21 protein-coding genes and 1 pseudogene are annotated in these 25,507 nt (G+C 71.5%); 15 read left to right on the forward strand and 7 right to left on the reverse strand.

Going from position 1 to position 25,507, the window contains the following annotated elements:
- Positions 1 to 38 precede the first annotated feature (38 nt).
- On the reverse strand, positions 39 to 1,376 hold the full coding sequence (locus ACQPZA_RS21010) for an MFS transporter (RefSeq protein ID WP_433272973.1): 1,338 nt from the start codon (positions 1,374 to 1,376) through the stop codon (positions 39 to 41).
- 265 nt (positions 1,377 to 1,641) lie between these two features.
- On the opposite strand from ACQPZA_RS21010, the gene ACQPZA_RS21015 reads away from it, so the two are divergent.
- Positions 1,642 to 2,694 carry a Rieske 2Fe-2S domain-containing protein gene (locus ACQPZA_RS21015; protein WP_433272975.1) on the forward strand — a complete coding sequence of 351 codons (1,053 nt, stop codon included), beginning with the start codon at positions 1,642 to 1,644 and terminating at the stop codon, positions 2,692 to 2,694.
- Between the two features lie 8 nt (positions 2,695 to 2,702).
- Complete coding sequence (locus tag ACQPZA_RS21020) at positions 2,703 to 2,948, forward strand: hypothetical protein (RefSeq protein ID WP_433272977.1); 246 nt, start codon at positions 2,703 to 2,705, stop codon at positions 2,946 to 2,948.
- A 14-nt stretch (positions 2,949 to 2,962) separates the two neighbouring features.
- On the opposite strand, the gene ACQPZA_RS21025 is transcribed toward ACQPZA_RS21020, so the two are convergent.
- Positions 2,963 to 3,367 carry a RidA family protein gene (locus tag ACQPZA_RS21025; protein WP_433272979.1) on the reverse strand — a complete coding sequence of 135 codons (405 nt, stop codon included), beginning with the start codon at positions 3,365 to 3,367 and terminating at the stop codon, positions 2,963 to 2,965.
- 189 nt (positions 3,368 to 3,556) lie between these two features.
- On the opposite strand from ACQPZA_RS21025, the gene ACQPZA_RS21030 reads away from it, so the two are divergent.
- The 4 genes from ACQPZA_RS21030 to ACQPZA_RS21045 all read left to right on the forward strand — a co-directional run bounded on the left by ACQPZA_RS21030 (position 3,557) and on the right by ACQPZA_RS21045 (position 8,569).
- Complete coding sequence (locus ACQPZA_RS21030; protein ID WP_433272981.1) at positions 3,557 to 4,846, forward strand: amino acid deaminase; 1,290 nt, start codon at positions 3,557 to 3,559, stop codon at positions 4,844 to 4,846.
- A gap of 14 nt (positions 4,847 to 4,860) precedes the next feature.
- Entirely contained in the window at positions 4,861 to 6,468 is a 1,608-nt protein-coding gene (locus tag ACQPZA_RS21035) for an N-acyl-D-amino-acid deacylase family protein (protein ID WP_433272983.1), read from the forward strand.
- A gap of 48 nt (positions 6,469 to 6,516) precedes the next feature.
- Positions 6,517 to 8,010 (forward strand): GntP family permease, encoded by a 1,494-nt coding sequence (locus tag ACQPZA_RS21040; RefSeq protein WP_433272985.1) that lies wholly within the window; start codon positions 6,517 to 6,519, stop codon positions 8,008 to 8,010.
- 94 nt (positions 8,011 to 8,104) lie between these two features.
- A complete protein-coding gene (locus tag ACQPZA_RS21045) occupies positions 8,105 to 8,569 on the forward strand; it encodes a winged helix-turn-helix transcriptional regulator (RefSeq protein WP_433272987.1) in 465 nt (154 codons plus the stop codon).
- A 157-nt stretch (positions 8,570 to 8,726) separates the two neighbouring features.
- Here ACQPZA_RS21045 and ACQPZA_RS21050 read toward each other — a convergent pair whose 3' ends face one another.
- A complete protein-coding gene (locus tag ACQPZA_RS21050) occupies positions 8,727 to 9,914 on the reverse strand; it encodes a nitroreductase family protein (RefSeq protein ID WP_433272989.1) in 1,188 nt (395 codons plus the stop codon).
- Positions 9,915 to 10,211: 297 nt separating this feature from the next.
- Between ACQPZA_RS21050 and ACQPZA_RS21055 the strand changes: the two genes are divergently transcribed.
- Together ACQPZA_RS21055 and ACQPZA_RS21060 are read left to right on the forward strand one after the other, a co-directional pair.
- Positions 10,212 to 11,915 carry an AMP-binding protein gene (locus tag ACQPZA_RS21055; protein ID WP_433272991.1) on the forward strand — a complete coding sequence of 568 codons (1,704 nt, stop codon included), beginning with the start codon at positions 10,212 to 10,214 and terminating at the stop codon, positions 11,913 to 11,915.
- A 54-nt stretch (positions 11,916 to 11,969) separates the two neighbouring features.
- Positions 11,970 to 12,803, forward strand: a complete 834-nt coding sequence (locus ACQPZA_RS21060; RefSeq protein ID WP_211174228.1) for an HD domain-containing protein — start codon at positions 11,970 to 11,972, stop codon at positions 12,801 to 12,803.
- Positions 12,804 to 12,837: 34 nt separating this feature from the next.
- Here the strand turns inward: ACQPZA_RS21060 and ACQPZA_RS21065 are convergent, their stop codons facing one another.
- Positions 12,838 to 13,542, reverse strand: a complete 705-nt coding sequence (locus ACQPZA_RS21065; protein WP_433272993.1) for a Rid family hydrolase — start codon at positions 13,540 to 13,542, stop codon at positions 12,838 to 12,840.
- A 68-nt stretch (positions 13,543 to 13,610) separates the two neighbouring features.
- Positions 13,611 to 15,161, reverse strand: coding sequence for a flavin monoamine oxidase family protein (locus tag ACQPZA_RS21070; protein ID WP_433272995.1), 1,551 nt, complete (start codon positions 15,159 to 15,161; stop codon positions 13,611 to 13,613).
- Between the two features lie 256 nt (positions 15,162 to 15,417).
- Between ACQPZA_RS21070 and ACQPZA_RS21075 the strand changes: the two genes are divergently transcribed.
- Both ACQPZA_RS21075 and ACQPZA_RS21080 read left to right on the forward strand, forming a co-directional pair.
- Positions 15,418 to 16,959, forward strand: coding sequence for an APC family permease (locus tag ACQPZA_RS21075; RefSeq protein WP_433272997.1), 1,542 nt, complete (start codon positions 15,418 to 15,420; stop codon positions 16,957 to 16,959).
- Positions 16,959 to 17,723: an IclR family transcriptional regulator gene (locus ACQPZA_RS21080; protein WP_433272999.1), complete on the forward strand. Its 765-nt coding sequence runs from the start codon at positions 16,959 to 16,961 to the stop codon at positions 17,721 to 17,723. Before ACQPZA_RS21075 ends, ACQPZA_RS21080 begins: the two co-directional genes overlap by 1 nt.
- 139 nt (positions 17,724 to 17,862) lie before the next feature.
- On the opposite strand, the pseudogene ACQPZA_RS21085 reads toward ACQPZA_RS21080, so the two are convergent.
- Positions 17,863 to 17,970: pseudogene (locus tag ACQPZA_RS21085) on the reverse strand (IS481 family transposase); the annotation flags it as partial.
- A gap of 152 nt (positions 17,971 to 18,122) precedes the next feature.
- Between ACQPZA_RS21085 and ACQPZA_RS21090 the strand changes: the two are divergent.
- On the forward strand, positions 18,123 to 19,400 hold the full coding sequence (locus ACQPZA_RS21090) for a DUF222 domain-containing protein (RefSeq protein WP_433273001.1): 1,278 nt from the start codon (positions 18,123 to 18,125) through the stop codon (positions 19,398 to 19,400).
- A 119-nt stretch (positions 19,401 to 19,519) separates the two neighbouring features.
- Here ACQPZA_RS21090 and ACQPZA_RS21095 read toward each other — a convergent pair whose 3' ends face one another.
- Positions 19,520 to 21,070, reverse strand: coding sequence for a flavin monoamine oxidase family protein (locus ACQPZA_RS21095; protein WP_433273003.1), 1,551 nt, complete (start codon positions 21,068 to 21,070; stop codon positions 19,520 to 19,522).
- Between the two features lie 325 nt (positions 21,071 to 21,395).
- On the opposite strand from ACQPZA_RS21095, the gene ACQPZA_RS21100 reads away from it, so the two are divergent.
- Genes ACQPZA_RS21100 through ACQPZA_RS21115 form a run of 4 tightly spaced genes read left to right on the forward strand, consistent with a single transcriptional unit; the run spans position 21,396 to position 25,506 of the window.
- A complete protein-coding gene (locus ACQPZA_RS21100) occupies positions 21,396 to 22,466 on the forward strand; it encodes a hydrogenase expression protein HypE (RefSeq protein WP_169396380.1) in 1,071 nt (356 codons plus the stop codon).
- A 13-nt stretch (positions 22,467 to 22,479) separates the two neighbouring features.
- Positions 22,480 to 24,288: a nickel-dependent hydrogenase large subunit gene (locus ACQPZA_RS21105; RefSeq protein ID WP_433273005.1), complete on the forward strand. Its 1,809-nt coding sequence runs from the start codon at positions 22,480 to 22,482 to the stop codon at positions 24,286 to 24,288.
- Between the two features lie 9 nt (positions 24,289 to 24,297).
- Entirely contained in the window at positions 24,298 to 24,834 is a 537-nt protein-coding gene (locus tag ACQPZA_RS21110; protein ID WP_433273007.1) for a NifU family protein, read from the forward strand.
- Positions 24,835 to 25,506: a DUF5947 family protein gene (locus tag ACQPZA_RS21115; RefSeq protein WP_433273009.1), complete on the forward strand. Its 672-nt coding sequence runs from the start codon at positions 24,835 to 24,837 to the stop codon at positions 25,504 to 25,506. It begins immediately after the preceding gene.
- Position 25,507: the final 1 nt, after the last annotated feature.

A 25,507-nucleotide genomic window follows, 5' to 3' on the forward strand; every position in this document is an offset into this window, starting at 1 on the left:
CGCCTGCGGGGGTGCGACGCGCATTCCGTCCCCGGCTCTCACGCCGCCGGCACGGCTGCCGTCCTCGCCTGCAGCCGGCCGGCCACGACCGTGCCGATCCCGGCGAGGACCACCATGAACGTGAGGTAGACCGACACGCCCCAGACACCGGCGGACGAGGCCAGCAGCAGGGTGGCGATGATCGGCGCCAGTGCGCCGCCGAGCACCGAGCCGAGCTGGTAGCCGATCGAGGCGCCGCTGTAGCGGACCTCCACCGGGAACGCCTCGGCGGCCACCGCGGCCGACGGCCCGTACATCGGCGCGGCGCCCGTGCGCCCGAGCACCACGGCGATGAAGACGACCACCGGGACCGCGGTGGCGAGCAGCGGGAGGAAGACGATCGCGACGAGCCCGGTGGAGACGGCACCGAACAGGATCATCCGGTGCCGGCCGATGCGGTCCGACAGCGAGGAGAAGTACAGCGACAGCGGGATCTCCAGCAGCGCGGCCACGAGCACGGCGGAGATCATGAAGGTATTGGGGAGCCCCAGGGTGGCGGTGCCGTACTGGATGGCGAACGTCGCCGCCATGTAGCCCATCGTGGTGATGCCGGCGAAGATCCCGATGCCGCAGAGCACCTGCGGCCAGTGGTCGCGCGCGACCGTGATGATCGGCAGCCGCATCGACGGGGCGGCCTTCGCGGCGGCGGCAGCGGCCACGAACTCGGGGCTCTCGGTGACCTTGAGCCGGACGTAGAGCCCCACGGCCACCAGCGCGGCGCTGACGAGGAACGGGATGCGCCAGCCCCACGACGTGAACTGCTCGTCGCTCAACGTGGCGGCCAGCACCAGGAACACGAGGTTCGAGGTGATGAGCCCGATCGGCACGCCGAGCTGGGGGAAGCTGCCGTAGAGGCCGCGCCGGTTCTCCGGGGCGTGCTCCACCGAGATCAGCACGGCCCCACCCCACTCACCGCCGACGGCGAGGCCCTGCACCACCCGCAGCAGCACGAGCAGGATCGGGGCGGCCACCCCGATCTGGGCGAAGTTGGGCAGCACCCCGATGAGCGCGGTCGCGACGCCCATCGACACGAGCGTGGTAACGAGGGTCCGCTTCCGCCCGATCCGGTCGCCGAGGTGACCGAAGACCACCCCGCCGATGGGCCGTGCCAGGAACCCGACGGCGAACGTGCCGAGAGCAGCCAGGGTGCCGGCCAGCGGGGAGGCGCCGGGGAAGAACTGGCCGCGGAACACGATCACGGCGGCGAGGCCGTAGATGAAGAAGTCGTACCACTCGATGGACGTGCCGACGAGGCTGGCCACCGCCACCCTGCGCACCTCGGCCGGCGTCGCCGCCGGGGCCGGTGCATCCGGCGGGTACTCGGTGGACGAAGACATCTGCACTCCTCTGTGGAACGCCGGGGGCCCACGTCGCCCGGCCGCGGCGACGGTTGGCAGCACCCTGCACCGGGGACGATCAGTGCGCTATCACACTTCCGCATGCTGAAAAGGCATTTCCGCCGATCGTCACGAACGTCTACACCACGCCTCCGCCGGGGCGGACTGCACCAACCGGTTGATCCGCTCGGTAACCCCGGATTACCTTTCCGCCATGTGGCAAGGGGGTTCGGTCGCCCGCCTCCCCGCCGGAGCATGCATAGGTATGACAACGATCCCGCGCGACCAGTGGTACGTCGCGGCCTACGGCCGCGAGATCGGGCACGACCTGTTCTCCCGCACCGTCTGCGGGGAGTCCATCCTGTTCTGGCGCACGGAGGCCGGCGAGGTCACGGCGATGTCGGACCGGTGCGTGCACCGCCGCTTCCCCCTGTCCCAGGCGCCGAGCCGGCTCGTCGGCGACGCGGTGGTCTGCGGCTACCACGGCTTCACCTACGGGGCCGACGGCGCGTGCGTCGCGGTGCCCGGCCAGACCCGGGTGCCCCGCACCGCCCGGCTGCGCAGCTACCCCGTCGTCGAGCAGGACTCGTTCGTCTGGGTGTGGATCGGTGACGCGGCGCGGGCCGACGCCACACGCATCCCGCGCGCGCCGTGGCTCGACTCCCCCGACTACGCGACGGTGTCGGGCATGGAGCCGCTCGCGGCCCGCTTCGGCCTGCTGGTGGACAACCTCATGGACCTCTCGCACGAGACCTACCTGCACGGCGGCTACATCGGCACGCCCGAGGTGGCCGGCACGCCGATCACCACCGAGGTCGACGACGCCGCCGGCATCGTCTACGTCAGCCGCCACATGGACGACGCCGAGTGCCCGCCCTTCTACGCGAACTCGACCGGCCTCACCGGGCGGATCGCACGCTGGCAGGACATCGAGTACGCACCGCCGTGCCTGTACAAGCTGCACAGCCGGATCGCGCCGGTGGGCTCCCTGCCGAACCCGGACGGCAGCGACCCCGACGCGTTCCACGTCGAGGTCGTCTACGCGATCACCCCGGAGACCGAGAACCGCACCCACGACTTCTGGGCGGTCGCCCGTGACTTCGCGCTCGACGACACCTCGGTCTCGGACTTCATCGCCGAGCAGAACCGCACCGTCGTGCTGCAGGACGTCGCGGCGCTCGACGTGCTGGAGCGTGTGATCGCCACCGAACCGGCGGGCTACCAGGAGCTGTCCATCAACATCGACACCGGCGGCCTCGCCGCCCGGCGGATGCTCACGGCGATGCTGCAGGAGCCGGCCACGGCGGCGGCGAGGTGAGCCCGGGCATGGACATCGAGCCCATCCGCATGCTCACCGGGCCGGGGGTGCTGCGGGTGGTGTGGCTGCCGGGGAGCGACCAGTTGCAGGGCACCTGCCACTGCGGCGCCGTGCACGTGGCCGACGGGCCGGTCGAGGTGTGGAACTGGCTGCTGGCCCACCCCGTGGGACACGGGCCCGGCCGCCGGCCCGACGAGGAGGACCCGCCCACCCCGGGGCGGAGCTCCCCGTCGCCGGTGCCCGCCTTCGCCTGATCAGCGCGGGCTGCTCAGCCCACCACGGCGAGCGCGTCGATCTCCACCAGCATGGCCTCGTGAGGCAGGCCGACGATCAGCGTGGTGCGGCCGGGCAGCTCGCCGCTCGGCACGTGCTCGGCCAGGAACTGCGCGTACACCTCGTTCATGGCGGCGAAGTCACCGCGGCTGGTGAGGTAGACCCGGAACATCACGACGTCCTCGACGCCCGCGCCGCCGGCCTCCAGGATCGCGCGGACGTTCTCGAGGGTGCGCCGGGTCTGCGCCCTGACGTCCCCCGCCCCGACGTACTCGCCGGTCCCGGGGTCCATCGGGGTCTGCCCGGAGACTTGGAGGATGCCGCCCTTGCGCACCCCCTGGCTGTAGGTGTGCGCCGGGGCGGGCGCGTCCGTCGTGCTCACGATGGTCTTGCCGGTCATGCGTGGCCTTCCGTCTCGGTCGGGGACCGGGTGTCGGTCGCCGGCCCAGCCCTGCTCACCGACCGTGGCCCCGGCTCCCCTTCACATGTGATCATTTGACGCATTCGGTTAGCAATGCTACAACCCGTGGATCACACCCTGCACCGGACGTTGCGTGTGACGCAACCACGCAGCGTGAAGGGACACACCGTGGCCACGATCGTCGACGCCCGCCGACCGGACGCGCTGGACAAGTCGCTGCCCGTTGCCGCGGACGGGGCGACGGTCGCCGAGTTCCTCGCCCGCCGCCCGCGGCTCTCGGCCTTCAGCACCCCGCTCCTGGTACTGACGTCGTCGGTGATCGACGCCAACGTGTCCCGGATGGCCCGGTGGTGCGCCGCGCGCGGGGTGGACCTGGCGCCGCACGGCAAGACGACGATGGCGCCCGCCATCTGGCAGCGCCAGCTCCGGGCCGGAGCCTGGGGCATCACGGTGGCGACGCCGAGCCAGCTGCGGGTGGCGGTGGCGTCGGGCGTGCGCCGCATCCAGCTCGCGAACGCGCTGGTCGACCCGGTCGGGCTGACCCGGGTCAGCGCCGCCCTGGACGCCGACGCGGGGCTGCAGGTGCTCAGCTGGGTCGACTCGGTCGACGCCGTCGAGGCGATGAGCACCGTGCTCGCCGGCGTCCGTCCACGCCGCCCGCTCACCGTGCTGGTCGAGTTGGGCGCGCCGAGTGGCCGGACAGGTGCCCGCGACCTGCCGACCGCGCAGGCGGTTGCCGCGGCCGTGGCCGCGAGCCCGGCCCTCGTCCTGGGCGGGGTGAGCGGCTACGAGGGCGCGCTCGCCCACGACGCCTCCCCCGGCGCGCTCGACGCCGTCCGCGGCTACCTGGGCGACCTCGCGGCGCTGCACCGGGCGCTGGTCGGCGCCGGCGCCTACGCCGGAACGTCCGAGGTGGTCGTCACCGCGGGTGGCAGCGCCTACTTCGACGACGTCGCCGACGTGCTCGGGCCGCTGGCCGATCCCGCGGGCGCGGCGGGCGTGCCCACCCGCGTGCTGCTGCGCCCGGGCGCCTACGTGATCCACGACGACGGCTTCTACCGGGGCATCTCCCCGTTCTCCCGGGACCACGGCGAGCCGCTGCGCTCGGCCATGCACGCCTGGGCGCGGGTCGTCTCCCGCCCCGAGCCGGCACTGGCCCTGCTCGACGCCGGGAAGCGTGACGTCCCGTTCGACGAGGGGCTGCCCGAGCCGCAGCTGGTGGCCGACCAGCTGGGCGGCCCGGTCACGCCGCTGTCCGGCGCGGAGATCACCGCCGTGAACGACCAGCACTGCTTCCTCCGCATCGACCCGGCCTCGACGCTGCGGGTGGGGCAGGTCGTGCGCCTGGGCCTCTCGCACCCGTGCACCGCGTTCGACAAGTGGCAGTGGATCCCCGTGATCGCCGACGACGCCGACACCGACCCGGTCGTGGTCGATCTCCTCCGGACCTACTTCTGAGCAGGGGGACCCGCGTGCGCACCCTCATCCGGTCCGCGACCGTCGTCGACGGGACCGAGCAGCCCCGCTACGGCGCGCACGTGCTCCTCGACGGCGCCCGGATCGCCGAGATCTCCCGCGACGGGGGCACGCCGCCCGGCGCCGACCGGGTCATCGATGCCGACGGGCTGGTGCTCGCGCCCGGCTTCATCGACATGCACGCCCACTCCGACCTGCAGATCCTGACGGCACCGGAGCACCTGCCCAAGATCACCCAGGGCGTCACCACCGAGCTGCTCGGCCAGGACGGGCTGTCCTACGCGCCGGTCGACGACGCCGCGCTGGCCATGCTCCGGAAGAAGATCGCCGGCTGGAACGGCGACCCCGCCGGCTTCGACTTCTCCTGGCGCAGCGTCGGGGAGTACCTCGACCGGCTCGACGAGGGCATCGCGGGCAACGCCGCGTACCTGGTGCCGCACGGGGTGGTCCGGGCCCTCGTCCTGGGCTGGGACGACGTCCCGGCCACCGCGGCCGACATCACGGCCATGCAGCGGATCGTCCGCAGCGGCATGACCGAGGGCGCCGTGGGGCTCTCCGCCGGGCTGACCTACACCCCCGGCATGTACGCCGACTCGGCCGAGCTGCTCGCCCTGTGCCGGACGGTCGCCGAGCTCGGTGGCTTCTTCGCCCCGCACCACCGCTCCTACGGCAAGGGAGCCCTCGAGGCCTACGCGGAGATGATCGACCTCAGCACGCGGTCGGGGTGTGCCCTGCACCTGTCGCACGCCACGATGAACTTCGGCCCGAACAAGGGCCGCGCGGGCGAGCTGCTCGCCCTGCTCGACCGGGCCGTCGATGCCGGCACCGACATCAGCCTGGACACCTACCCCTACCTGCCCGGGGCCACCACGCTGTCGGCGGTGCTGCCCAGCTGGTCGTCGGCCGGCGGCCAGGACGCCACGCTGGCCCGGCTGCGCAACCCTGACGACCTGGCCCGGATCCGCGAGGACCTGGAGGTGCACGGCTCCGACGGCTGCCACGGCGTGGTCGCCGAGTGGGACACCATCGAGATCAGCGGGGTGACCCGCCCCGAGCTCGACGACACCGTCGGCCGGACGATCGCGCAGCTCGCCCGTGCGCAGCGGCGTGCCCCGTTCGACGTGTTCGTCGACATCCTGCTCCGCGACGACCTGGGCACCGGGATCCTGCAGCACGTCGGCCACGAGGAGAACGTCCGGGCGATCATGCGCCACCCGCGCCACACCGCGGGGAGCGACGGCATCCTGGTGGGCGCGAAGCCGCATCCGCGGGCCTGGGGCACGTTCCCCCGCTACCTCGGCCACTACGCGCGCGACCTGGGCCTGCTCACGCTCGAGGAGTGCGTCGGGCACCTCACCGGCCGCGCGGCGGCCCGGCTGCGGCTGCGCGACCGGGGCCTGGTCCGCCCCGGGTACACCGCCGACCTCGTGCTGTTCGACCCCGCGACGGTCGCCGCCACCACCACCTTCGAACACCCCAAGCAGCAGGCAGCCGGCATCCCCTACGTCTTCGTCAACGGTGAGGCCGCCGTGGCCGATGGCGCACGCACCGACGCCATGGCGGGCCGGGCGCTGCGCCGCCGCCCCGGCGGCGACGTGACCTGACCGTCCGGACCCCCTCCCCTCCCCTCCCCCTCCCCCTCGGAGCCGCTGATGAATGCCTTCGTGCACTGGCTGCAGCACGACACGGCCGGTCTGCTCACGCTCGCCGTCCTGAGCGTCGCCGTCCTGCTGCTGCTGATCATCAAGGTCAAGCTCGAACCCTTCATCGCGCTGATCGTGGTGGGGGTGCTCGTCGCGCTGGCCGCGGGCGTGCCGATCGCCAAGCTGGTGGGCACCCCGATCAAGTCCTCCGACTCGCTGCTCGAGACGGGGTTCGGCTCGATCCTCGGCCACATCGCCCCGATCATCGGCCTGGGCACGGTGCTCGGCGCGATCATGGAGCGCTCGGGCGGGGCCGATGTGCTGACCACCCGGCTGCTGAAGCTGTTCGGCCCAAAGGGCGCTCCCCTGGCGATGGGCCTCACCGGCGTGATCCTGGGCATCCCGGTGTTCTTCGACATCGGCATCTTCGTGCTGGCGCCGCTGGTCTACGTGGCGGCCAAGCGCGGGGGCCGGTCGCTGGTGCTGTACGCGATGCCGATGCTGGCCGGCCTGTCGATGACGCACGCGTTCCTGCCGCCGCACCCGGGGCCCGTCGCCGCCGCCGGCCTGCTGGGCGTCGACCTGGGGTGGCTCATCATCATGGGTCTCGTCTGCGGCATCCCGGCCTGGCTGGTCAGCGGCGTGTGGTGGGGCTCCTACATCGGCAGGCGGGTGCTCGTGGACGTGCCCGACGAGTTCGTCCCCGCCGAGCCCGACAGCGTCGGGCCCGACAACCCCGAGAAGGACGGCCCCGACGACACTCCGGCGGGCGGCGTCGCGACGGCGGGCGGCGTCGCGACGGCGGGCGGCGTCGCCACCGCGGTGCGCACCCGGCCGCCGTCGGTCGCGCTGATCAGCTCGGTCATCCTGCTGCCGATGGTGCTGATCCTCGGGGCCACCGTGGGCACCGTCGCGCTCCCCGCGGGCCCCGCGCAGTCGGTGCTCGTCTTCCTCGGGACGCCGACGATCGCGCTGACCGTCGCGGTGCTCGTGGCCATGTACCTGCTCGGCGTGCGGCGCGGCATCGGGGTCACCGAGCTCGGCCGCCTCACCGGCGAGTCGCTCAAGCCGATCGGGATGATCCTGCTCGTCGTGGGCGCCGGATCGTTCTTCGGTGCGGTGCTGCGGGCCACCGGCGTCGGTGAGGCACTGGCCGGCTCGATGACGGCAGGCGGGCTCCCGGTGATCGTCTCGGCCTACCTGATCAGCTCGGCCCTGCGGCTGGCCCAGGGCTCGGCCACCGTCGCCATCGTCACCACCGCGGGCATCATCGAACCCATCGTGACGGCGGGCGGCTACTCGCACGCACAGATCGCGCTGATCGTCATCTCGGTGTCGGCCGGCTCGATCATCGCGAGCCACGTCAACGACGGTGGCTTCTGGATCGTCGCCAAGTACTTCAACATGTCGGTCAAGGACACCCTCAAGACCTGGACGGTCCTGGAGACGATCCTGTCCGTGGTCGGCTTCGCCATGGCCGTTCTCGTGTGGCAGGTGGTGTAGCGCCCGGGGTGAGGCGACCGGCCGGTGCGCCTCCTGCATTGCGGACCCAAAGCCAGCTGCCGCCGATCGGGCAGATCGTCCTAGTCTTGACGGCATGGACGTGGACGGGAACGAGCCGACGTGCTCGATCGAGCGGAGCCTGCAGATCCTCGGTGAGCGATGGACGCTGCTCATCCTGCGCGACGCGTTCCGCGGGCTGCACCGGTTCGCCGACTTCCGGCGCAGCCTCGGGATCGCCCCGAACCTCCTCAGCACCCGGCTGAGGACGCTCGTCGACGCCGGCCTCCTCGAGACACGCGGGTACCAGGAACCCGGCAGCCGCGCCCGCGTCGGCTATCACCCCACCCCGTCCGCCATGCGGCTGCGCCTCATCCTGGCGGCCCTGCAGCAGTGGGGGGACGAGGAGCGGCCCCGGCCCGCCGGACCGTCCTCCCTCCGGCGCTCCCGCACCACCGGCCGACCCCTGCGGGTCGCCCTCGTCGACGAGACCGGCACGGAGGTTCCCCTCGATGACCTGACGTTCCTGGCCGCCACTCCGGAGGTGTCCCGACCCGCCTGACGCGAAGCCGGGTGACGGCGGGAGATCCTCAGGCGGTAGCGGATGTGTCGGGCCGCCCGACCCGTACCGCTCGGCGAGCTGCCCGGGAAAGTCATCGGCTCCGAGCAGGATCTCCAGCGCGCGCCCACTTCCACTCAGCCGGCCTGGGCCCGCGCCCTCAGCTCTCGGCGAGCGCCTTGACGCCGGCGAGGGTGGCGGCGATGTTCGCCCGGATGACACGGAACCGTCCGGTCCAGATCGCCTCGGCCTGCTCGGGATTCTGCTGGGCGACGGCCGACGTGGCAGAGGTCCCGGGCCCGACCAGCATCGAGTGGGTGACCCGGGTGCCGCCGCCGAGCATCGGGTGCAGGCGGAACGCCCAGCGGGCCGACGGGCTGTCGCGGTCGCCGACGAGGTAGCCGAACTCGTGCGGCGGCTCGCACCGCTCGACCTGGCAGGACGTGGTCCAGGACAGCCCGTCCTCCGCCAGCCGGTCGATCGCCGGATGCCCGGCGTCCCTGGTGGCGTTCGAGCCGTGGAAGCGCGCACCCGGACCGAGCTGCTGGTCCTCGTCCCAGGTGGCGCCCGTGGCCTCGGAGGTGAACCGCGACGGCAGCGTGATGTCGGTGACCAGCTCCCACACCCGCTCGGCCGGAGCCTGCACGTCCAGATCGAGGCTCACCCCCCGCCCCTCGCCGGGATGAGCCCGCTGCTGCTCGGGCACCACGCTGGGGGTGAATCCCCACTGGTCGACGAAGGTGATCTCACCGGCCGGGCGCCGGGGAGCGGGCCGGAAGTCGCCGCCGGTCGTGTAGGCCACCGGGAACAACACGATCTGCGTGACGCCGTCCGGGATGCCCAGCAGCTCGGCCACCTCCTGCGCGCGGCGCAGGTGCAGCGTCGTCCACGCGGTCCCGATGCCACGAGCCCGGGCGGCGAGGCAGAAGCTCCATGCCGACTGGATGACCGAGTCGAACAGACCGGGCCTGCCGCTGCCGTCGTGCACGCCGTAGATCGTGACGATGACCAGGGCCGGCACCCGCTCCAGGTTCTCGGCGAGGTAGGCCCCCGAGTCGGCCACCCGCCGCCTGTTCCCGTCCACGTGGCCGGCCGCGGCCCTCAGCCCGTCGAACAGGTTCGCCCCGGCCTCCCGGTACAGCTCGGCGATGCGTCCCTTGGTGGCCGGATCGCGCACGACGACCCACCGCCGGCTGGCCTGGTCGGAGCCGGACGGCGCCTGCTCGGCCAGGTCGATCAACCGCAGCACCACCTCGTCGGGCACCGGCCGGTCGAGGTCCAGGCGCTTCCGCACCGCCCTCGTGGTGCTGAGCACGTGGTCGATCTGGTCGAGGTCGAAGGACGTCATCAGATCCCTCCCGATAGCTGGTCGATGCGGATCCCCTGACCCACCCCCGTCAATATAGCTTGATCATAATCTATCAACGCTTTTCTCAGCGTGCGACGCCTTGTCCGGTCCGACCGAATACCCATTCCGAACGGGACGAGAACGGCATTTCTCTTCCCCGCTGCTCATCGCAATGGGCAGGCCTGATCAGGTGGGATAAAGATCACAGTCCTCCGATGATCTGATCCATACCACCGGCCTTCACGTGTAATTCATAAGTGCCTCGAAAGGTGCGACTCCGTCCTGGGAGGAGATGCGATGGCCAACCTGACCGAAGAGGTCGTGCGGCGCGGGGTCACGGCGCCGCTGGGGTTGCGACCGACCCCGCGATGGGCCCGGATCTACCGCTCACGCGGAGTCTGGCGCGACCAGACACCCGTTTCCGACCTGCGGCGATGGCGCCGGAAGACCCCGGACGCCGTGGCGATCACCGCCCACCGCGCCGAGCACGGGGTCCGGCACCTCACCTACCGTGAGTACGCCGCCTACGTCGAACGGTTCGCCGGCGCGCTGCACGAGCTGGGCGTGCGCCGCGGGGACGTGGTCGCGATCCAGCTACCCAACTGGTGGCAGGTCAGTACGCTGGTTCTGGCGTGCGCCCGGATCGGTGCCGTGACGGTTCCGATCACCACCAGCATTCGTCCCCGCGAGCTGGAACGCATGCTCGCGATGCTCGGGGCGGCGGTCTGTGTGACCGTTGACCGCTGGCTCGGATTCGACCATTCCGCGGCATTGGCCGAGATCGCCCCGCGGCTGCCGCACCTGCGGCACCGGGTGGTGCTCGGTGATCACGTGCAGGACGGCGAGGTGGACTTCGTCCGGCACTTCGAGGACGTGCCGTGGGAACAGTGGCACGGCATCAGCCTCGACGACCCGGGCGAGGACCCGGACCAGGTCTCCCTGGTCACCTTCACCTCCGGCACCACCGGGTCACCGAAGGCCGTGCTCCACACGTTCAACACATTCCATGCCGGCTGTTCCCCCATCGCGATCGAGGACGAGCTCGGACCGGACGACCGGCTGTTCACCCCGCACCCCCTCACGCACGGGTGGGGGGTGAAGTTCGGGGTCCTCCTCCCCCTGCTGACGGGCGCCCGTTCCGTGGTCATGGACACCTGGGAGCCGGATACGGCGCTGCGCCTGCTCGTCAGCAGCGGCGCGACGGCCGTCATCGCCACCCCGGCGTTCCTGTCCGAACTGACGGCAGTGGCCCGGCAGCGGTGCGAGCGGCTGCCGACCGTGCGCCGGATCGTGACCGGCGCCGTCCCCGTCCCGCCCGAGGTGATCACCGAGGTCGGCGAGTGGTTCCGCGTGGTTCCGCAGACGGCGTGGGGGATGTCCGAGGTCATCGGCGGCACCCGGACCCGGATCACCGACCCGGTCGACTGGCCGACCCGCAGCGACGGCTGCCCGCGCGCCGACCTGGAGATCGACCTGCGCGGTGACGGGGAGATCACCCCGGAACGGCCGGCCCGGCTCTACGTGCGGGGCGCCAGCGTCTGCCTCGCCACCGTGAACCGCGACACGGGAGCGACCGTCGTGCTGGCCGAGCACGACCACGGGTGGTACGACACGGGGGACATCGTTGTCCCGGACGGCCGCGACGGCATCCGGCTGGTCGGCCGGACGGGCGACCGCATCGGCGGACTGGCCATGATTCCGGTGCTCGACGTGGAGCAGGCGCTGCGTCGTCATCCGGCAGTACGAGAGGTGGCCCTGGTGGGTTATCCCGATCCGCACGGCGGAGAGCTGGCATGCGCAGTGGTCGTGCCCGACGCGCCGGTCACCCTGGCCGACCTGCGCCACCATCTCGCGACCCTGCAGATGACCGAGTGGTACCGGCCCAGTCGCCTCGAGATCCTGCCTGCGCTGCCGCGCAACACCATGGGCAAGGTCGAGAAGGACCGGCTCCGGCGGTGGTTGCGGGACGGCACCGCGCTCGACCAGTGCCCTCCCGGATGACGGGCCGGTCACGTCGGGACACCACCGCACACCCCACCACCCCGAGGAGCCTGCATGTCCGTCGATGAAACGCTCGGCGAGCCCGTCCCCTCCACCGAGGTCCCGGCAGAGGAACTTCCGAGCACCGTGCGCTACATCGGCTCCATGGCCTGGGTGCGCGAGCCGCTGGACGACGCGGTGCGGGGCCGCAGGCGGGTGATCGCTCCCCCCTCGACCGCGACGATCGGCACCCCCGCGCACGGCGCCAAGGCGGCACTGAAGGCCGAGCTCGACCAGCCGAACACCGTCTTCATGATGGGGGACAACCCCGCGCTGCCGAAGATGCCCGAGCGCCCGACGCTCGGCGACTTCTTCCGCCTGCGGTTCGACGCCTTCTCCACCTCGCACATGCTGCAGAGCGCGAAGATCGCCAAGGATCGCGGCCTGGACGAGAACGTCGTCATGGCCTGCCTGCTCCACGACATCGCCGTGGCCGGACTGATCTCCAGCGACCACGGGTACTGGGGCGCCCAGCTGCTGGCGCCCTACGTCGACGAGGAGGTGGCCTGGGCCGTCGAGAAGCACGAGGCCCTGCGGTACTTCGCCGACGAGTCGGTCGGCTACTCCTACCCGGAGGCGTACATCAGGTACTTCGGCGAGGACTACGACCCGCCCGAGTACATCCACCGCGAGCACGAGGCAGCGCGCAAGCACCGCTGGTACATGACGTCCCGGCTGGTCACGATCAACGACGTCTACTCGTTCGACCCGGCCGCGGAGGTCCGGTTCGAGGAGTTCGAGGACATCGTCGGGCGCAACTTCCGCCAGCCCGCGGAAGGGCTCGGGTTCGACGGGTCGCCGGTGGCGCACATGTGGCGCACGATGATCTGGCCCAACAACTTCCTGTGAGCCACCTGCAGGGGCGCCCCGGCGGCCCCGGCCCTCAGCGGGGGCCGCTGCCGGCGGGGAACACGGCGTCCACCTCCACCTCCACCAGCCAGCCCGCCACGGGCAGGCTCTGCACCTCGAGCGCGAAGCGGCTCGGCCGGGCGGGGTTGCGCACGAGCGGCGCGGCGGGGGCCGCGGTGCCCAGCGGCACGAGCTCCGTGTCGCCGCTGGCGAGGTTGGTGTTGGCGAAGAACTGGCGGTAGGCGCGGTTCCAGCCGGCGTAGTCGGCGCGGTCGGAGCCGGGGGCGTTGTCGAGGAAGACGCGCATCGTCGTCACGTTCTCGAGCGTCAGCCCCTGCGCCTCCAGGTTCTCCCGGATGTTGCGCAGCACGTTCATGCCCTGCGCCTCGGTGATCGTGACCCCGGCGGGAAGCGTGCCGCCGGTGAACTGGTCGGTGTCGATGAACGACTCCGGGGTCCCGTCCGCGGCGGCGGCGTTGAGCTGCGTCGGCCCCAGCCCGCTGGTCTTGTAGAGGGCGGCACCCGCGCCGAGCGCCACACCCTGGGCGATCATGGGGTTGTCCTGCCCGGGCTCCAGCACCGCCTGCGACACGACCTCCGGCGGGGCCGGGGCGGCCGCGGCGGCACCGCCGGTCGAACATCCGGCGGCGAGCACGAGCACGGCCGCTCCCGCCGCGACCGCCCGCCTGCGGGCGAGCGGAGATGTCTTCTGGCGCGGCAGGGTCGGTCGGTGCGGCATCGGGTGCTCCTGTCGGGGCTGGGGGTGCTGGGGGTGCTGGGCGGGCCGGCTCGTCGGGGTCGGGCCCATCAGTTCGGGCCTCCGACCCGGCTGTGCAGGGCGGCGACGACGGCCCGGGCCGAGGTGAACGCGCCGTGCTGCCACGCGATCGCGTTCGAGAGGTGGTCGCCCGCGAAGTAGATCTTGTCGACGGGCTGGAGGAGCAGCTTGTACTCCGGGCTCGTGGAGTCCCACGACGCCCACGCCGACTCCGAGAACCGGGTGCGCCGCCAGCTTCCGGAGAACGACGAGGTGACGTCCTTCTTGTACTTGTCGCCGTGGATCTCGGCGCCTTCCGCCAGCGCCTTGGCCAGCCGCTGGCGGTGGGTGAGCGACTCGAAGGCCTGGTGGCGTTTGCCGGTGTTGTAGTAGCCGACGACCACGCCCCGGTCGGAGTGGAAGTGGTCGTAGGGGAACATGATCTGCGCGATGTCCTTGTCGGTGTTGCTCGCACCCCCGTAGATGCGCTCGTCGGTCTCCCACCAGCGCCTCGAGTACTCGATGCCGAGCTTTCCCGACGAGGTCACCCTGGCTGCCTTGAGCGCCGCCAGCACGTCCGCGGGGAGGTTGTTGCCCAGCCGGCCGATCAGGTGCGGCGGGATCGTGCAGACGACGTAGTCGCTGGTGACCGACTGCGCCCGCCCGCCCGCCGTGTACTCGACGGTGACGCCGTCGGGCACGTTGCGCATCGCCGTGACGACGGAGCCGAACTTGACACGGTCGCCGAGCCGGTCCTGGAACGCGTAGTAGATGCGGTCCATCCCGCCTACCGGGGTGAACATCATCGTGGCCTGGTCGTACTCGAAGTCGAACGCGAAGTTGCGCCCGATGCCGCTGCGGATGACGTCCGACATGCTGTGCGGAGGGGCCAGCCGGGTGCCGTAGTCGGTGCCGGCCCCCGGCTCGGACGTGTACCCGCGCCGGGTGGAGCCGACGTAGCGCCCGTCGCTGCCGAGGTCGCCGAAGTCGGTGAGGAACTCCGCGAGGGCGTGCTTGTCGTCGACGGACAGCACGTCGTCGAGCGCGCCCCGCGACGCGGCCTTCTGCAGCAGCTCCGCCACGTAGCCGTAGGTGTCGGCCTTCGCCGCCCGGTAGGTCATCGACGTCTTCGACAGGGGGGTGTCGCTGGCGTAGTTCACCAGCGTGTTCGCGTTCTGGTTGCCGAACGGCTGGATCTCGACGCCGAGCTCCCTGCAGTAGTCGAGCGTCACGTGGCTCTGCGGGATCCGCGTCGCGCCCATGTTGAAGAAGTGGCCGTCGGAGAACGTGGAGCGCTGCGTCTCCCCGTTCAGGTCGGTCTCCTCGGTGCCTGCCCGGATCGACCACACCCGCCCGCCCGGGCGGGTCCGGGCCTCCAGGACCGTGACGTCGTAGCCGGCCTTGCCGAGCTCGTAGGCCGTACACAGGCCGGCGGGCCCGGCACCGAGGACGGTGACCGAGTGGTGTCCCGGCGCCTGCCCGACGAGGTCACGGATCGTGGGCGACCGGAACGGCACCTCCGCGGCGGCCGGGGCCAGCCCGATCGCCGACATCGCGCCGTACATCACCCCCGCTCCCCCGGTGGCTCCCAGCCCCTTCATGAACGATCTCCGCGTTACCGGCAACTCGCGCTCCTGCTCCCCAGCCCGGACGACCAACGGACACCCATGCTCGAAGACCAAGAATTCGGGCAAAGGAAGCGCCGCGAACGATTCGGCGCTCACCGAGTGGGAGAGCGCGGCCCGGTTCCCACTCGCGGGACGGCGGTTCGACCCCGGCGGGCAACCTCACCGCAACATGGCGGTCCTAGCTTCCGGTTGATCAAGAGCCGTGACCCAGGCGACCCCGGAGGCAACGATGTCGGCGCTCTCGGACGCCATCAGCCGGTCGTTCTCCGCCGGAGAGCCCGAGCGTCCGGCGGTCTCGCCGTTGCGTGCACTCGGGCGCCGCAGGCTCTCCGGCATCGAGGTGCTCGCCCAGTCGGTGGCCACCACCGCGCCCGCGGCGTCCATGGTGGTGCTGCCGATGACCGTGCTGCGGTACGCGACGCCCCTGACCGGGGTACTGACGATCCTCGGCGCGACGATCCTGATCTTCCTGATCGCCCTGTGCGTCACCCGGTTCACCCGGCGGCAGGCCGCGGCCGGGGGGCTCTACAGCTTCGTGTTCCAGGGACTGGGCACGCGGGCCGCGCTCACCACCGGGGTCGCGATCCTCGCCAAGTACGTGGGAAGCGCGACGCTCACGCTCTACAGCGGCACCGCTGCGCTCTCCGCCGTGCTGGGCGAGCTCGGGGTCGACGTCACGGGGCACGCGGCCACGGTCGCGGTGCACGCCGCCGTCGCCGCCGTGGCGCTGGCCGTGCTGGTGCGCGGCGCCCGGTTCGCCGCGCTCGCGCTCCTCGCCGTCGAGGCGGGGTCCCTGCTCTTCATCGTCGCCCTGACCCTGCTGCCGCCCGCGGGGCCTGCGCCCCCGGCGCCCACCGGGGCTCCGCACGGGTTGCTGTACGTCGCACTCGCCGCCGTCTTCGCGCTGGCCGGGTTCGAGAGCGCCACGTTCTTCGGCCCCGAGGCCAAGCGCCCGCTGGTCACCATCACCCGGACGGTCCTGCTGACGCCGTTGATCTGCGGCGGCCTGTTCGTGTTCGCGGCGTGGGCCGCCTGGACCGGCCGCGCCACCACCCTCGTCGAGGCCTACCTGCACGGCACGGCCTCGGGCGCGTCCGCCCCGCTCGTGATCGCCCTCAACCTCGGGCTGACCTGCTCGTGGCTCGCGTCGGCCACGGCGTCGTCACACGCGGCGTCCCGGCTCGTGTACTCGATGGGGGTGGAGCGGCTGCTGCCGCCGTTCCTCACCGCGGTGCACCACCGGTTCCGCACCCCGTATGCGGCCCTGCTCTGCATCGTGCTGCTCGTCACCGTGGCGAGCGCACTCAGCACGGCCGTCCCCGTGGCCGACACGCTGCGCACCGTCGTCAGGGCGATGGTCGTGGCGGCCTACGTCCTCGTGGCGGTGGCGTCGATCCGGTTCCTGCGCCGGATCCGCGAGCAGACGCCCGGCGCCGTCGGCTGGGCGCTGGTGGCGAGCCTCGCCGGAACCGCACTGCTCGCCTACCTGCTGGTCGCGCGCGTCGTCGACGCCGACGTCGGGGCCCCGGCCGTGATCGTCGCGCTGCTGTCGGCGGGCGCTGTCTGGCACCGTCACCTGCGCCGACGCCGCCCCGGCGACCTCACCAGGGTGGGCGCGTTCGACTGCGCGGAGTCCGCCGACGTCCTGCCCGGCGCCGGCGTGTTCGCCCCCGACGCCCACGGCAACCCGGTCCTCGTCGCCGGCCGGGCCCCGCCCCGGCGCCGGCATCCACAGCGCGAGGCCCCACCTCCCGACCCCGACGCGGCCTGATGGGCGCGGTCACGTCGCGGCCACACGAGCCCGGCGGCCATGAGACGCGGGCGGCGCAGAAGGCGTTGATGCTCCTGGAGGCCGTCGCCCAGCTCGGGTCGGGCGCCACGGCGAGGGACATCTCGAGCCTCAGCGGGATCCCCCCGGCCACGGCGTACCGGCTGCTGAACCTCCTCGTCGCCGACGGGTTCCTCGTGCGGGTCTCCGACCTGTCGGGGTTCGCGCTCGGGCGCCGGACCCGCGAGCTGGCAGGTGAGGTGGGCGCCCCTGTCGCCGAGGACTTCTCGACCGCCCACGCCGTGGTGGAACAGCTGCGGGCGCGGGTGCGCTTCGGCATCTTCGTCGCGTCCTACGCGGACGACCGCGTCCGGCTGGTGGACCGGGACCCCGACCACGAACTGGCGGGCGAGAGCGTCATCCGCACGCATCTGCACGCCTCGGCGATCGGCAAGCTGCTGCTGTCGCACCGGCCCGGGCTGGAGCCCCGCGGACCGCTGCGCCCGCTGACCGGGCGCACCATCGTGGAGCCGGACGCCCTCGCCGTCGAGCTGAGCAGGATCCGGGAGTCCGGCATCGCCCACGAGGTGGACGAGATCCGGGTGGGCCGCTCGGCGCTGGCGGTGCCGCTGCGCGACAGCCGGATGACGGTGATCGGGTGCATCGCCGCGATCGGGCGGACCGGGCGCGTCAACAGCGACGACGAGGAGCTCGCCGGGCTCCTGCGCACCTACGCCGAGCGCATCGTCGCGGAGATCATGGCCTAGGCCGTGTTGAGAAAGCCCCTGATCGCGGTCTTCGCGCCCAGGTCACGAAGCCCATCGATCAGTGCTTCCTCAGCACGGCCCAGCTGTGATGCCCAGCCGGGTTGTCGACGCGGCTGATGGGTGGTTGGCCGTGGTGGGCTTTCTCGTCGGGGTGGATCTCGGCGTAGGCCGGGCGGGTGTGGTCGTCGATGGCGGCGTGGACGGAGTTGACCCGGCCCGCGGGCCGGGCGTGTTTGCGCTCCACTCGCACCGTCACGATCTGCCGCGCCGCCGCGGGCGGCGCACGGTAGGAGAGGTGGCGTGCACCGACCGGAGCGGTCGGTGAGTCCGAGCGGTGAACGGCCGTTGACCTGCGACGACGAACATCGAATCGAACATGTGTTCGAGTATGATGGAGGGGTGTCGGACAGCCCGCTCACCACCGCGCATCGCCTCCTGGTCGAGGCGATCGACGCCCTGTCCGCCGCCACCGACTCCGCCACCGACGACGACCTGCTCTCCGTGCTCACCCTGTGCGAAGGCACCAGCCGGCGGCTGGACCGGGTCGTCGTGGCCACCGTGTCGACTTTGGAGCGGCGGGGCACGTTCGCCGAGCGCGGCTACACGTCCACCCCGGCGGCGTTGGGGGATCTGCTCGGATGGGAACGGTTCGAGGCCCGCCAGCGGGTGGTCGCCGCCGAACAGGTCTGCCCGCGGGTGAGCCTCGACGGCACCGCGCTGCCCGCGCGGTTGGCGGCTACGGCCGCGGTGTTCGCCGCCGGGCAGACCGGGCTGCGGCACGTCGCGGTGATCGCCCGCGTGCTCGCGAGTCCAGCCGCGGAGCGACTCACGCCAGACGTGTGGGCCGGTGCCGAAGCCCAACTCGCCGAGAAAGCCGCGATCTATACGCCGTCGGAGCTGCAGACCTGGGGCACCGCGCTCGTGGAGGCCCTCGACGCCGACGGCGCGGAGCCTGATGACCGCCCACCCGCCCCCGTGAACGAGCTGCACCTGGTCCGGCATCGCGGCGGCAAGGCGGGCGGCACCGTGAAGGGCCGGTTCGATGACGCGGCCATGTTCGACGCCATCGCCACGGTGATCGACGCCCACGCCCGGCCCACCAGCGGCGATGAGCACCGCAGCACCGCGCAACGCCAGGCCGAGGCCCTGGCCGATGTGTGTGGGTATGTGCTCGACCACGGCGACGTCCCCGAGTGCGGCGGGCGCCGCGCGCACCTGAGCGTGCTGGTCCGGCTGGAGGACCTGGAGAACCGGGCCCGCGCCGCCTGCCTGGACTTCGGCGGCACCCTGAGCCCGGAGTCACTGCGGATGATGGCCTGTGACGCCGCGGTCGTCCCGGTCGTGTTGAACGGGAAAGGTCAGCCGCTCGACGTCGGGCGGGCCACCCGCACCATCCCCGACGGCCTGCGCCGCGCCATCGCCGCCCGCGACCGCGGGTGTGTCGGCTGTGGGCGGCCGCCGTCGTGGTGCGAGGTCCACCACATCACGGCCTGGCAGGACGGTGGTGACACGGCCCTGCACAACTGCGTGATGCTCTGCCGGGCGTGTCACCGGCTGCAGCACCACTCCGAATGGGAAGTCCGCATCCGCGACGGATTGCCCGAACTCATCCCACCCGCCTGGATCGACCCGCAGCGAAGACCACGCCGACAACCGCTGCTTCACGTCGCCGCATAAGAGGGGCGCACAGATGGGCGCAGTCGGCAGAGCCTGTGATCACTGGGGGACACATGTGCCCGCGCTGCGATCCTGGCCGGTGACAGGCACTTGTAGCCGGTGGGCTCGCTAGCAGCCCGTCAGTGCTGACCGGCGGCGCGGGCGTGCACGGCGGAGACGGCGGCGCGGGCCGAGGTCAACGCCCCGTGCTGCCAGGACATCGCGTTCGAGAGGTGGTCGCCCGCGAAGTAGATCCGGTCCACGGGCTGCAGGAGCAGCTTGTACTCCGGGCTCCTGGAGCTCCACGACGCCCACGCCGACTCGGAGTACTGGATGCGCCGCCAGCTGCCCGAGAACGACGAGGCGATGTTCTTCGTGTAGCTGTCCCCGTGGATCTCCGACCCCTCCGCCAGCGCCTTGGCCAGCCGTTCGCGGTGGCGCAGCGGCTCGAAGATCTCCTGGCGCCTCCCGGTGTTGTAGTAGCCGACCACGACGCCCCGTGCGCCGTGGAAGTTGTCGTAGGGAAACATGATCTCCCTGATGTCCTTGTCGGTGTTGCTGATGCCGCCGTAGATCCGCTGTTCGGCCTCCCACCAGCGTGTCGAGTACTCGATGCCGAGCTTGCCCGACGCGACCGGCCTGGGCGCCTTCAACGCGGCGAGCACCGCGGGGGGAAGGTTGGTGCGCAGCCGTTCGACCAGGTGCGGCGGCAGGGTGCACACCACGAAGTCGCTGGTGATCGACCGGGCGACGCCTCCGGAGGTGTAGTCGACGGTGACCCCGTCGGGGACGTTGCGCATCGCCGTCACGACCGTGCCGAAGTTGACGCGGCTACCGAGCGTGCGCCCGAACGCGTAGTAGATGCGGTCCATCCCGCCGACGGCCGTGTACATCATCATCGCCTGGTCGTTCTCGAGGTCGAACCCGAAGTTGCGCCCGATCCCGCTGCGCACCACGTCGGAGAGGCTCGGCGGCGGCGGAAGCCGGGTGCCGTAGTCGGTGCCAGCGCCCGGTTCGGAGAGGTAGCCGCGCCGGCTGGAGCCGACGTAGCGCCCGTCGCTACCGAGGTCGCCGAAGTCCTTGAGGAACTCGGCGAGCGCCAGCTTGTCGTCGGCACTCAGCACGTCGTCGAGCGAGCCGCTCGACGCCGCCTTCTGCAGCAGCTCCGCGACGTACCCGAAGGTGTCGGCCTTGGCCGCCCGCTGGGTGATCGAGGTCTTGGTCAACGGGGTGTCGCTCGTGTAGTTGACCAGCGCGTTCGCGTTGTGGTTGGGGAACGCCTGGATCTCGACGCCGAGCTCGCGGCAGTAGTCGAGCGTGACGTGGCCCTGCGGGATCCGGGTGGCACCCATGTTGAGGTGCTGGCCGCCGGCGAACGTGCAGCGCTGCGTCTCGCCGTCCAGGTCGGTCTCCCGCGTCCCGTCCCGGATCGACCACACCCGCCCGCCGGGTCGTAACCGTGCCTCCAGCACGGTCACGTCGTAACCCGCCTTGCGGAGCTCGTACGCCGTGCAGAGACCGGCGGGCCCGGCACCGAGCACGGTGACCGAGTGGTGCCCGGGGGCCCGCCCGACGAGGTCACCGAGCGACGGCGCCCGGAACGGCTCCGCCGTCGCGGCCGGGGCCAGCCCGACCGCGGACATCGCCCCGTACATCATCCCCGCTCCCCCGGTGACCCCGAGGCCCTTCATGAACGATCTCCGTGTCAGCGCCACCCCGTACTCCTGACCCCCCCGGGTCCCACGACCGAACTCGGCCGGCGAAAAGCCGGGCCGACCCTCGTGTTCGGACAATAAGCGGGGGGTTCCGTTTCCGCCGTCCGGACGTACTCCAACCGGGCCGTGGCCGATATCACGGGCGGCGTTCCGGCGATCAAGAACCACCCGATCCGGTCACTGCACACGACACCTAGTGACAGCGATCACTTACTGCGCTCGGCCGCGGCCGTTAGAACGGACACATCCACCACGTCGGACAGGCGCTTTCCTCCGGGGCGGCGCCATCGAGGGGACGGCTATGTCCACCACCGAAGCGTCCAGCACGGAAGCCACGGAGGCCGACGCGCCGACCGTCCATATCCTGTGGATCAACGCGGGACTGAGCTGCGACGGCGACTCCGTCGCCCTCACCGCGGCCACCCAGCCCAGCATCGAGGAGATCGCCCTCGGCGCCCTTCCGGGCCTGCCGAAGATCGCGGTGCACTGGCCGTTGATCGACTTCGACAACGGGCCCGTCGGTGGCAACAACGACTTCATCGAGTGGTTCTTCAAGGCCGAACGCGGCGAGCTCGACCCGTTCGTCCTGGTGGTCGAGGGCTCGATCCCCAACGAGAAGATCAAGCCCGAGGGTTACTGGTGCGGGTTCGGCAACAACCCGGAGACGGGCCAGCCGATGACCACCAGTGAATGGCTCGACCGGCTGGCACCCAAGGCCCTCGTCGTGCTCGCCGTGGGCACCTGCGCCACGTACGGCGGCATCCACGCGATGGCCGGGAACCCCACCGGCGCGATGGGCGTGCGCGACTACCTCGGCTGGAACTTCACCACCCCCGCCGGCATCCCGATCGTCAACGTGCCCGGCTGCCCGGTGCACCCGGACAACCTCTCCGAGACGATCCTGTACCTGCTCTACCAGGCCACCGGCGCGGCACCGATGATCCCGCTGGACGACGCGGGCCGTCCGACCTGGCTGTTCGGCCAGACGGTGCACGAGGGCTGCGACCGGGGCGGCTACTACGAGCAGGGCCAGTTCGCCACCGAGTACGGGTCGCCGAAGTGCCTGGTGAAGCTCGGCTGCTGGGGCCCCGTCGTCAAGTGCAACGTCCCCAAGCGGGGCTGGATCAACGGCGTGGGCGGCTGCCCGAACGTGGGCGGGATCTGCATCGGCTGCACGATGCCCGGCTTCCCGGACAAGTTCATGCCCTTCATGGACGCCCCTCCGGGCAGCCGGATCTCCGGCGCCGCAAGCGGCATGTACGGGGGAATCATCCGCCGGCTGCGCGGTATCACCGAGCGGAAGCTCGACAAGGAACCGAGCTGGCGCAAGAACGGGCGCGAGCTGACCACCGGCTTCACGAAGTCCTGGTAAGGGGAACGCGTCGATGACCACCACACAGGCAAAGCCGAGCAGCACGGGCACCGACAAGACCGGCCTCACCGAGATGGCCTGGGACCCGATCACCCGGATCGTCGGCAGCCTCGGGATCTACACCAAGATCGATTTCTCGCAGAAGCGCGTCGCGGAGTGCCACTCCACGTCGTCGGTGTTCCGCGGTTACTCGATCTTCATGAAGGGCAAGGACCCGCGCGACGCCCATTTCATCACCAGCCGTATCTGCGGCATCTGCGGCGACAACCACGCGACCTGCTCGGTCTACAACCAGAACATGGCCTACGGTGTCCGCCCGCCGCATCTCGGCGAATGGATCATCAACCTCGGCGAGGCCGCCGAGTACATGTTCGACCACAACATCTTCCAGGAGAACCTGGTCGGGGTGGACTACTGCGAGCGGATGATCGCGGAGACCAATCCCGGCGTGCTCGAGCTCGCCAACCGCACCGAGTCGCCGCACGGCGGCGACCACGGCTACAAGACCATCGGCGACATCATGCGGGCGCTCAACCCGTTCACCGGTGACTTCTACCGCGAGGCGCTGCAGGTCAGCCGGTACACCCGCGAGATGTTCTGCCTGATGGAGGGGCGCCACGTGCACCCCTCCACGCTGTACCCGGGCGGCGTCGGCACGGTGGCCACGATCCAGCTGTTCACCGACTACTACACCCGGCTCATGCGCTACGTGGAGTTCATGAAGCGCGTCGTGCCGATGCACGACGACCTGTTCGACTTCATGTACGAGGCGCTGCCCGGCTACGAGGAGGTCGGTCGCAGGCGGGTGCTGCTCGGCTGCTGGGGCGCGTTCAACGACCCCGACCACTGCGACTTCCAGTACCGGACGATGACCGGCTGGGGCCGGAAGATGTTCGTCACCCCCGGCATCGTGGTGGACGGCGAGCTGGTCACCAACGACCTCGTGGACATCAACCTCGGCATCCGGATCCTGCTGGGCAGCTCCTTCTACCGGGACTGGGAGGACCAGGAGACCTTCGCGACGCACGACCCGCTCGGCAACCCGGTCGACCGCAGGCACCCGTGGAACCAGCACACGATCCCGGCGCCGCAGAAGCGCGACTTCGACGACAAGTACAGCTGGACGATGTCGCCGCGCTGGTACGACGGCACGGACCACCTCGCGCTCGACACCGGCGGTGGCCCGCTGGCCCGGCTGTGGGCCACGGCGCTCGGCGGGCTGGTGAACATCGACGAGATCAAGGCCACCGGGCACAGCGTGCAGATCAACCTGCCGCGCACCGTGCTCAAGCCCGAGGTCAGCTTCGAGTGGAAGATCCCCCACGACAAGCAGGGTCGGCCGCTGTCCAACGCCATCGAGCGCAACCGGGCCCGCACCTACTTCCAGGCCTACGCGGCCGGGTGCGCGCTGCACTTCATCGAGAAGGCGCTCGCCGAGGTCCGCGGCGGCAACACGAAGACCTGGCAGAAGTTCGTGGTCCCGGACGAGGCCATCAGCGTCGGTTTCACCGAGGCGGTCCGCGGGGTGCTGTCGCACCACATGGTGATCCGGGGCGGCAAGATCGCGAACTACCACCCGTACCCGCCGACACCGTGGAACGGCAGCGTGCGCGACTCGTTCGGCACGCCGGGCCCGTACGAGGACGCGGTGCAGAACACCCCGATCTTCGAGGAGAGCCGCAACGAGGACTTCAAGGGCATCGACATCATGCGCGCGGTCCGCAGCTTCGACCCGTGCCTGCCGTGCGGCGTGCACATGTACAAGGGCGACGGGAAACCGCTGCACCGCATGACGTCGCCGTCGATGCTCAACACGATCTGAGCGGCAGCGGTGGCATCGACCGACCTCGACCCGCAAGGACTCGCCGGACGCATCGAGGAGCTCCTGGAGGGCATCACGACCGACGGCGGTCCCGCGGTGGGGCATGCCGCGGAAGAGCTGGTGCGGGTGCTGATGAAGTTCTACGGCGCCGGTCTGGAGCAGATGGTCTCCATCGCCGCGGCCGGTGCCGGGGACACCATCGTGCACCGCATGGCGGCGGATCCGCTGGTCGCCGGCCTGCTCGCCCTGCACGACCTGCATCCCGTGCCGGTCGAGCAGCGGCTGGGGCACGCCCTGGACACGTCCCGGCGCAAGCTCGGTTCGCACGGCACGGGCCTGAGCCTCGCCGGCATCGACGACGAGGGCCGGGTGCACGTCCAGATCGCGGGTGGCGGCTGCGGGACGGACACCATCAAGGACGTGGTGGCCGCGTCGATCAGCGAGCTGGCCCCGGAGGTGGCGGGCGTGGTGTTCGACGCCGCACCCGCGGGCCCGGCGCTGCTGCAGATCGGCGTACGCCCCCCGTCGCAGGAGAAGGTGGGCTGAGTGGCGTCACTGTCCTCCCTGCGCCGGTTCCTGGCCGATCCTCCTGACCAGGCACCGGCGCAGGAGGTCTGCGAGCTGTGCGCGACGCCGGTACCCGCCCGGCACCCGCACCTGGTGCAGGTCGCCGAGCGCCGGATGATCTGCGCGTGCGGCCCGTGCGGCTTCCTGTTCGACAACCCCGGCGCGGGGGGTGGCGGCTACCGCCGCGTCCCTGACCGGTACCTGTCCGACCCGGACTTCCGGCTCTCCGACGCGCAGTGGGACGCGCTGCAGATCCCCGTCGGCATGGCCTTCTTCCTGCGCAACTCCGCCCAGCAGAAGCTGATCGCCTGCTACCCGAGCCCGGCCGGGGCCACGGAGAGCGAGCTGGGTCTCGAGGCGTGGACGGCCGGGGTCGGCGGCGGGCGGCTGGCCGCCGAGCTGGAGCCCGACGTCGAGGCCCTGCTGGTCCGCCGGGACAAGGCGGGGTCCGGCGGGGCCCAGGGCCGGGCGGCCGAGTGCCTGCTCGTCCCCATCGACGCCTGCTACCGGCTCGTCGGGCTGGTGCGCCTGCACTGGCGCGGTTTCGACGGCGGCGCCGAGGCGTGGCGGGAGATCGACGGGTTCTTCGAGGCCCTGCGCGCCGAGGCCCGGCCGCTCCCACCCGCGGCCCCGCCCGAACCGGAGGCCTGAC

The organism is Pseudonocardia xinjiangensis, from assembly GCF_050948425.1.
GTDB lineage: Bacteria > Actinomycetota > Actinomycetes > Mycobacteriales > Pseudonocardiaceae > Pseudonocardia > Pseudonocardia xinjiangensis.

Coding starts and splice junctions, on each gene's coding strand:
- ACQPZA_RS21080 (WP_433272999.1), top strand. CDS start 16,959: ATGGGCGCGGTCACGTCGCGGCCACACGAGCCCGGCGGCCATGAGACG.
- ACQPZA_RS21065 (WP_433272993.1), bottom strand. CDS start 13,542: ATGCCGCACCGACCGACCCTGCCGCGCCAGAAGACATCTCCGCTCGCC.
- ACQPZA_RS21050 (WP_433272989.1), bottom strand. CDS start 9,914: ATGACGTCCTTCGACCTCGACCAGATCGACCACGTGCTCAGCACCACG.
- ACQPZA_RS21060 (WP_211174228.1), top strand. CDS start 11,970: ATGTCCGTCGATGAAACGCTCGGCGAGCCCGTCCCCTCCACCGAGGTC.
- ACQPZA_RS21105 (WP_433273005.1), top strand. CDS start 22,480: ATGACCACCACACAGGCAAAGCCGAGCAGCACGGGCACCGACAAGACC.
- ACQPZA_RS21015 (WP_433272975.1), top strand. CDS start 1,642: ATGACAACGATCCCGCGCGACCAGTGGTACGTCGCGGCCTACGGCCGC.
- ACQPZA_RS21100 (WP_169396380.1), top strand. CDS start 21,396: ATGTCCACCACCGAAGCGTCCAGCACGGAAGCCACGGAGGCCGACGCG.
- ACQPZA_RS21095 (WP_433273003.1), bottom strand. CDS start 21,070: ATGAAGGGCCTCGGGGTCACCGGGGGAGCGGGGATGATGTACGGGGCG.
- ACQPZA_RS21040 (WP_433272985.1), top strand. CDS start 6,517: ATGAATGCCTTCGTGCACTGGCTGCAGCACGACACGGCCGGTCTGCTC.
- ACQPZA_RS21045 (WP_433272987.1), top strand. CDS start 8,105: ATGGACGTGGACGGGAACGAGCCGACGTGCTCGATCGAGCGGAGCCTG.
- ACQPZA_RS21070 (WP_433272995.1), bottom strand. CDS start 15,161: ATGAAGGGGCTGGGAGCCACCGGGGGAGCGGGGGTGATGTACGGCGCG.
- ACQPZA_RS21075 (WP_433272997.1), top strand. CDS start 15,418: ATGTCGGCGCTCTCGGACGCCATCAGCCGGTCGTTCTCCGCCGGAGAG.
- ACQPZA_RS21025 (WP_433272979.1), bottom strand. CDS start 3,367: ATGACCGGCAAGACCATCGTGAGCACGACGGACGCGCCCGCCCCGGCG.
- ACQPZA_RS21055 (WP_433272991.1), top strand. CDS start 10,212: ATGGCCAACCTGACCGAAGAGGTCGTGCGGCGCGGGGTCACGGCGCCG.
- ACQPZA_RS21020 (WP_433272977.1), top strand. CDS start 2,703: ATGGACATCGAGCCCATCCGCATGCTCACCGGGCCGGGGGTGCTGCGG.
- ACQPZA_RS21010 (WP_433272973.1), bottom strand. CDS start 1,376: ATGTCTTCGTCCACCGAGTACCCGCCGGATGCACCGGCCCCGGCGGCG.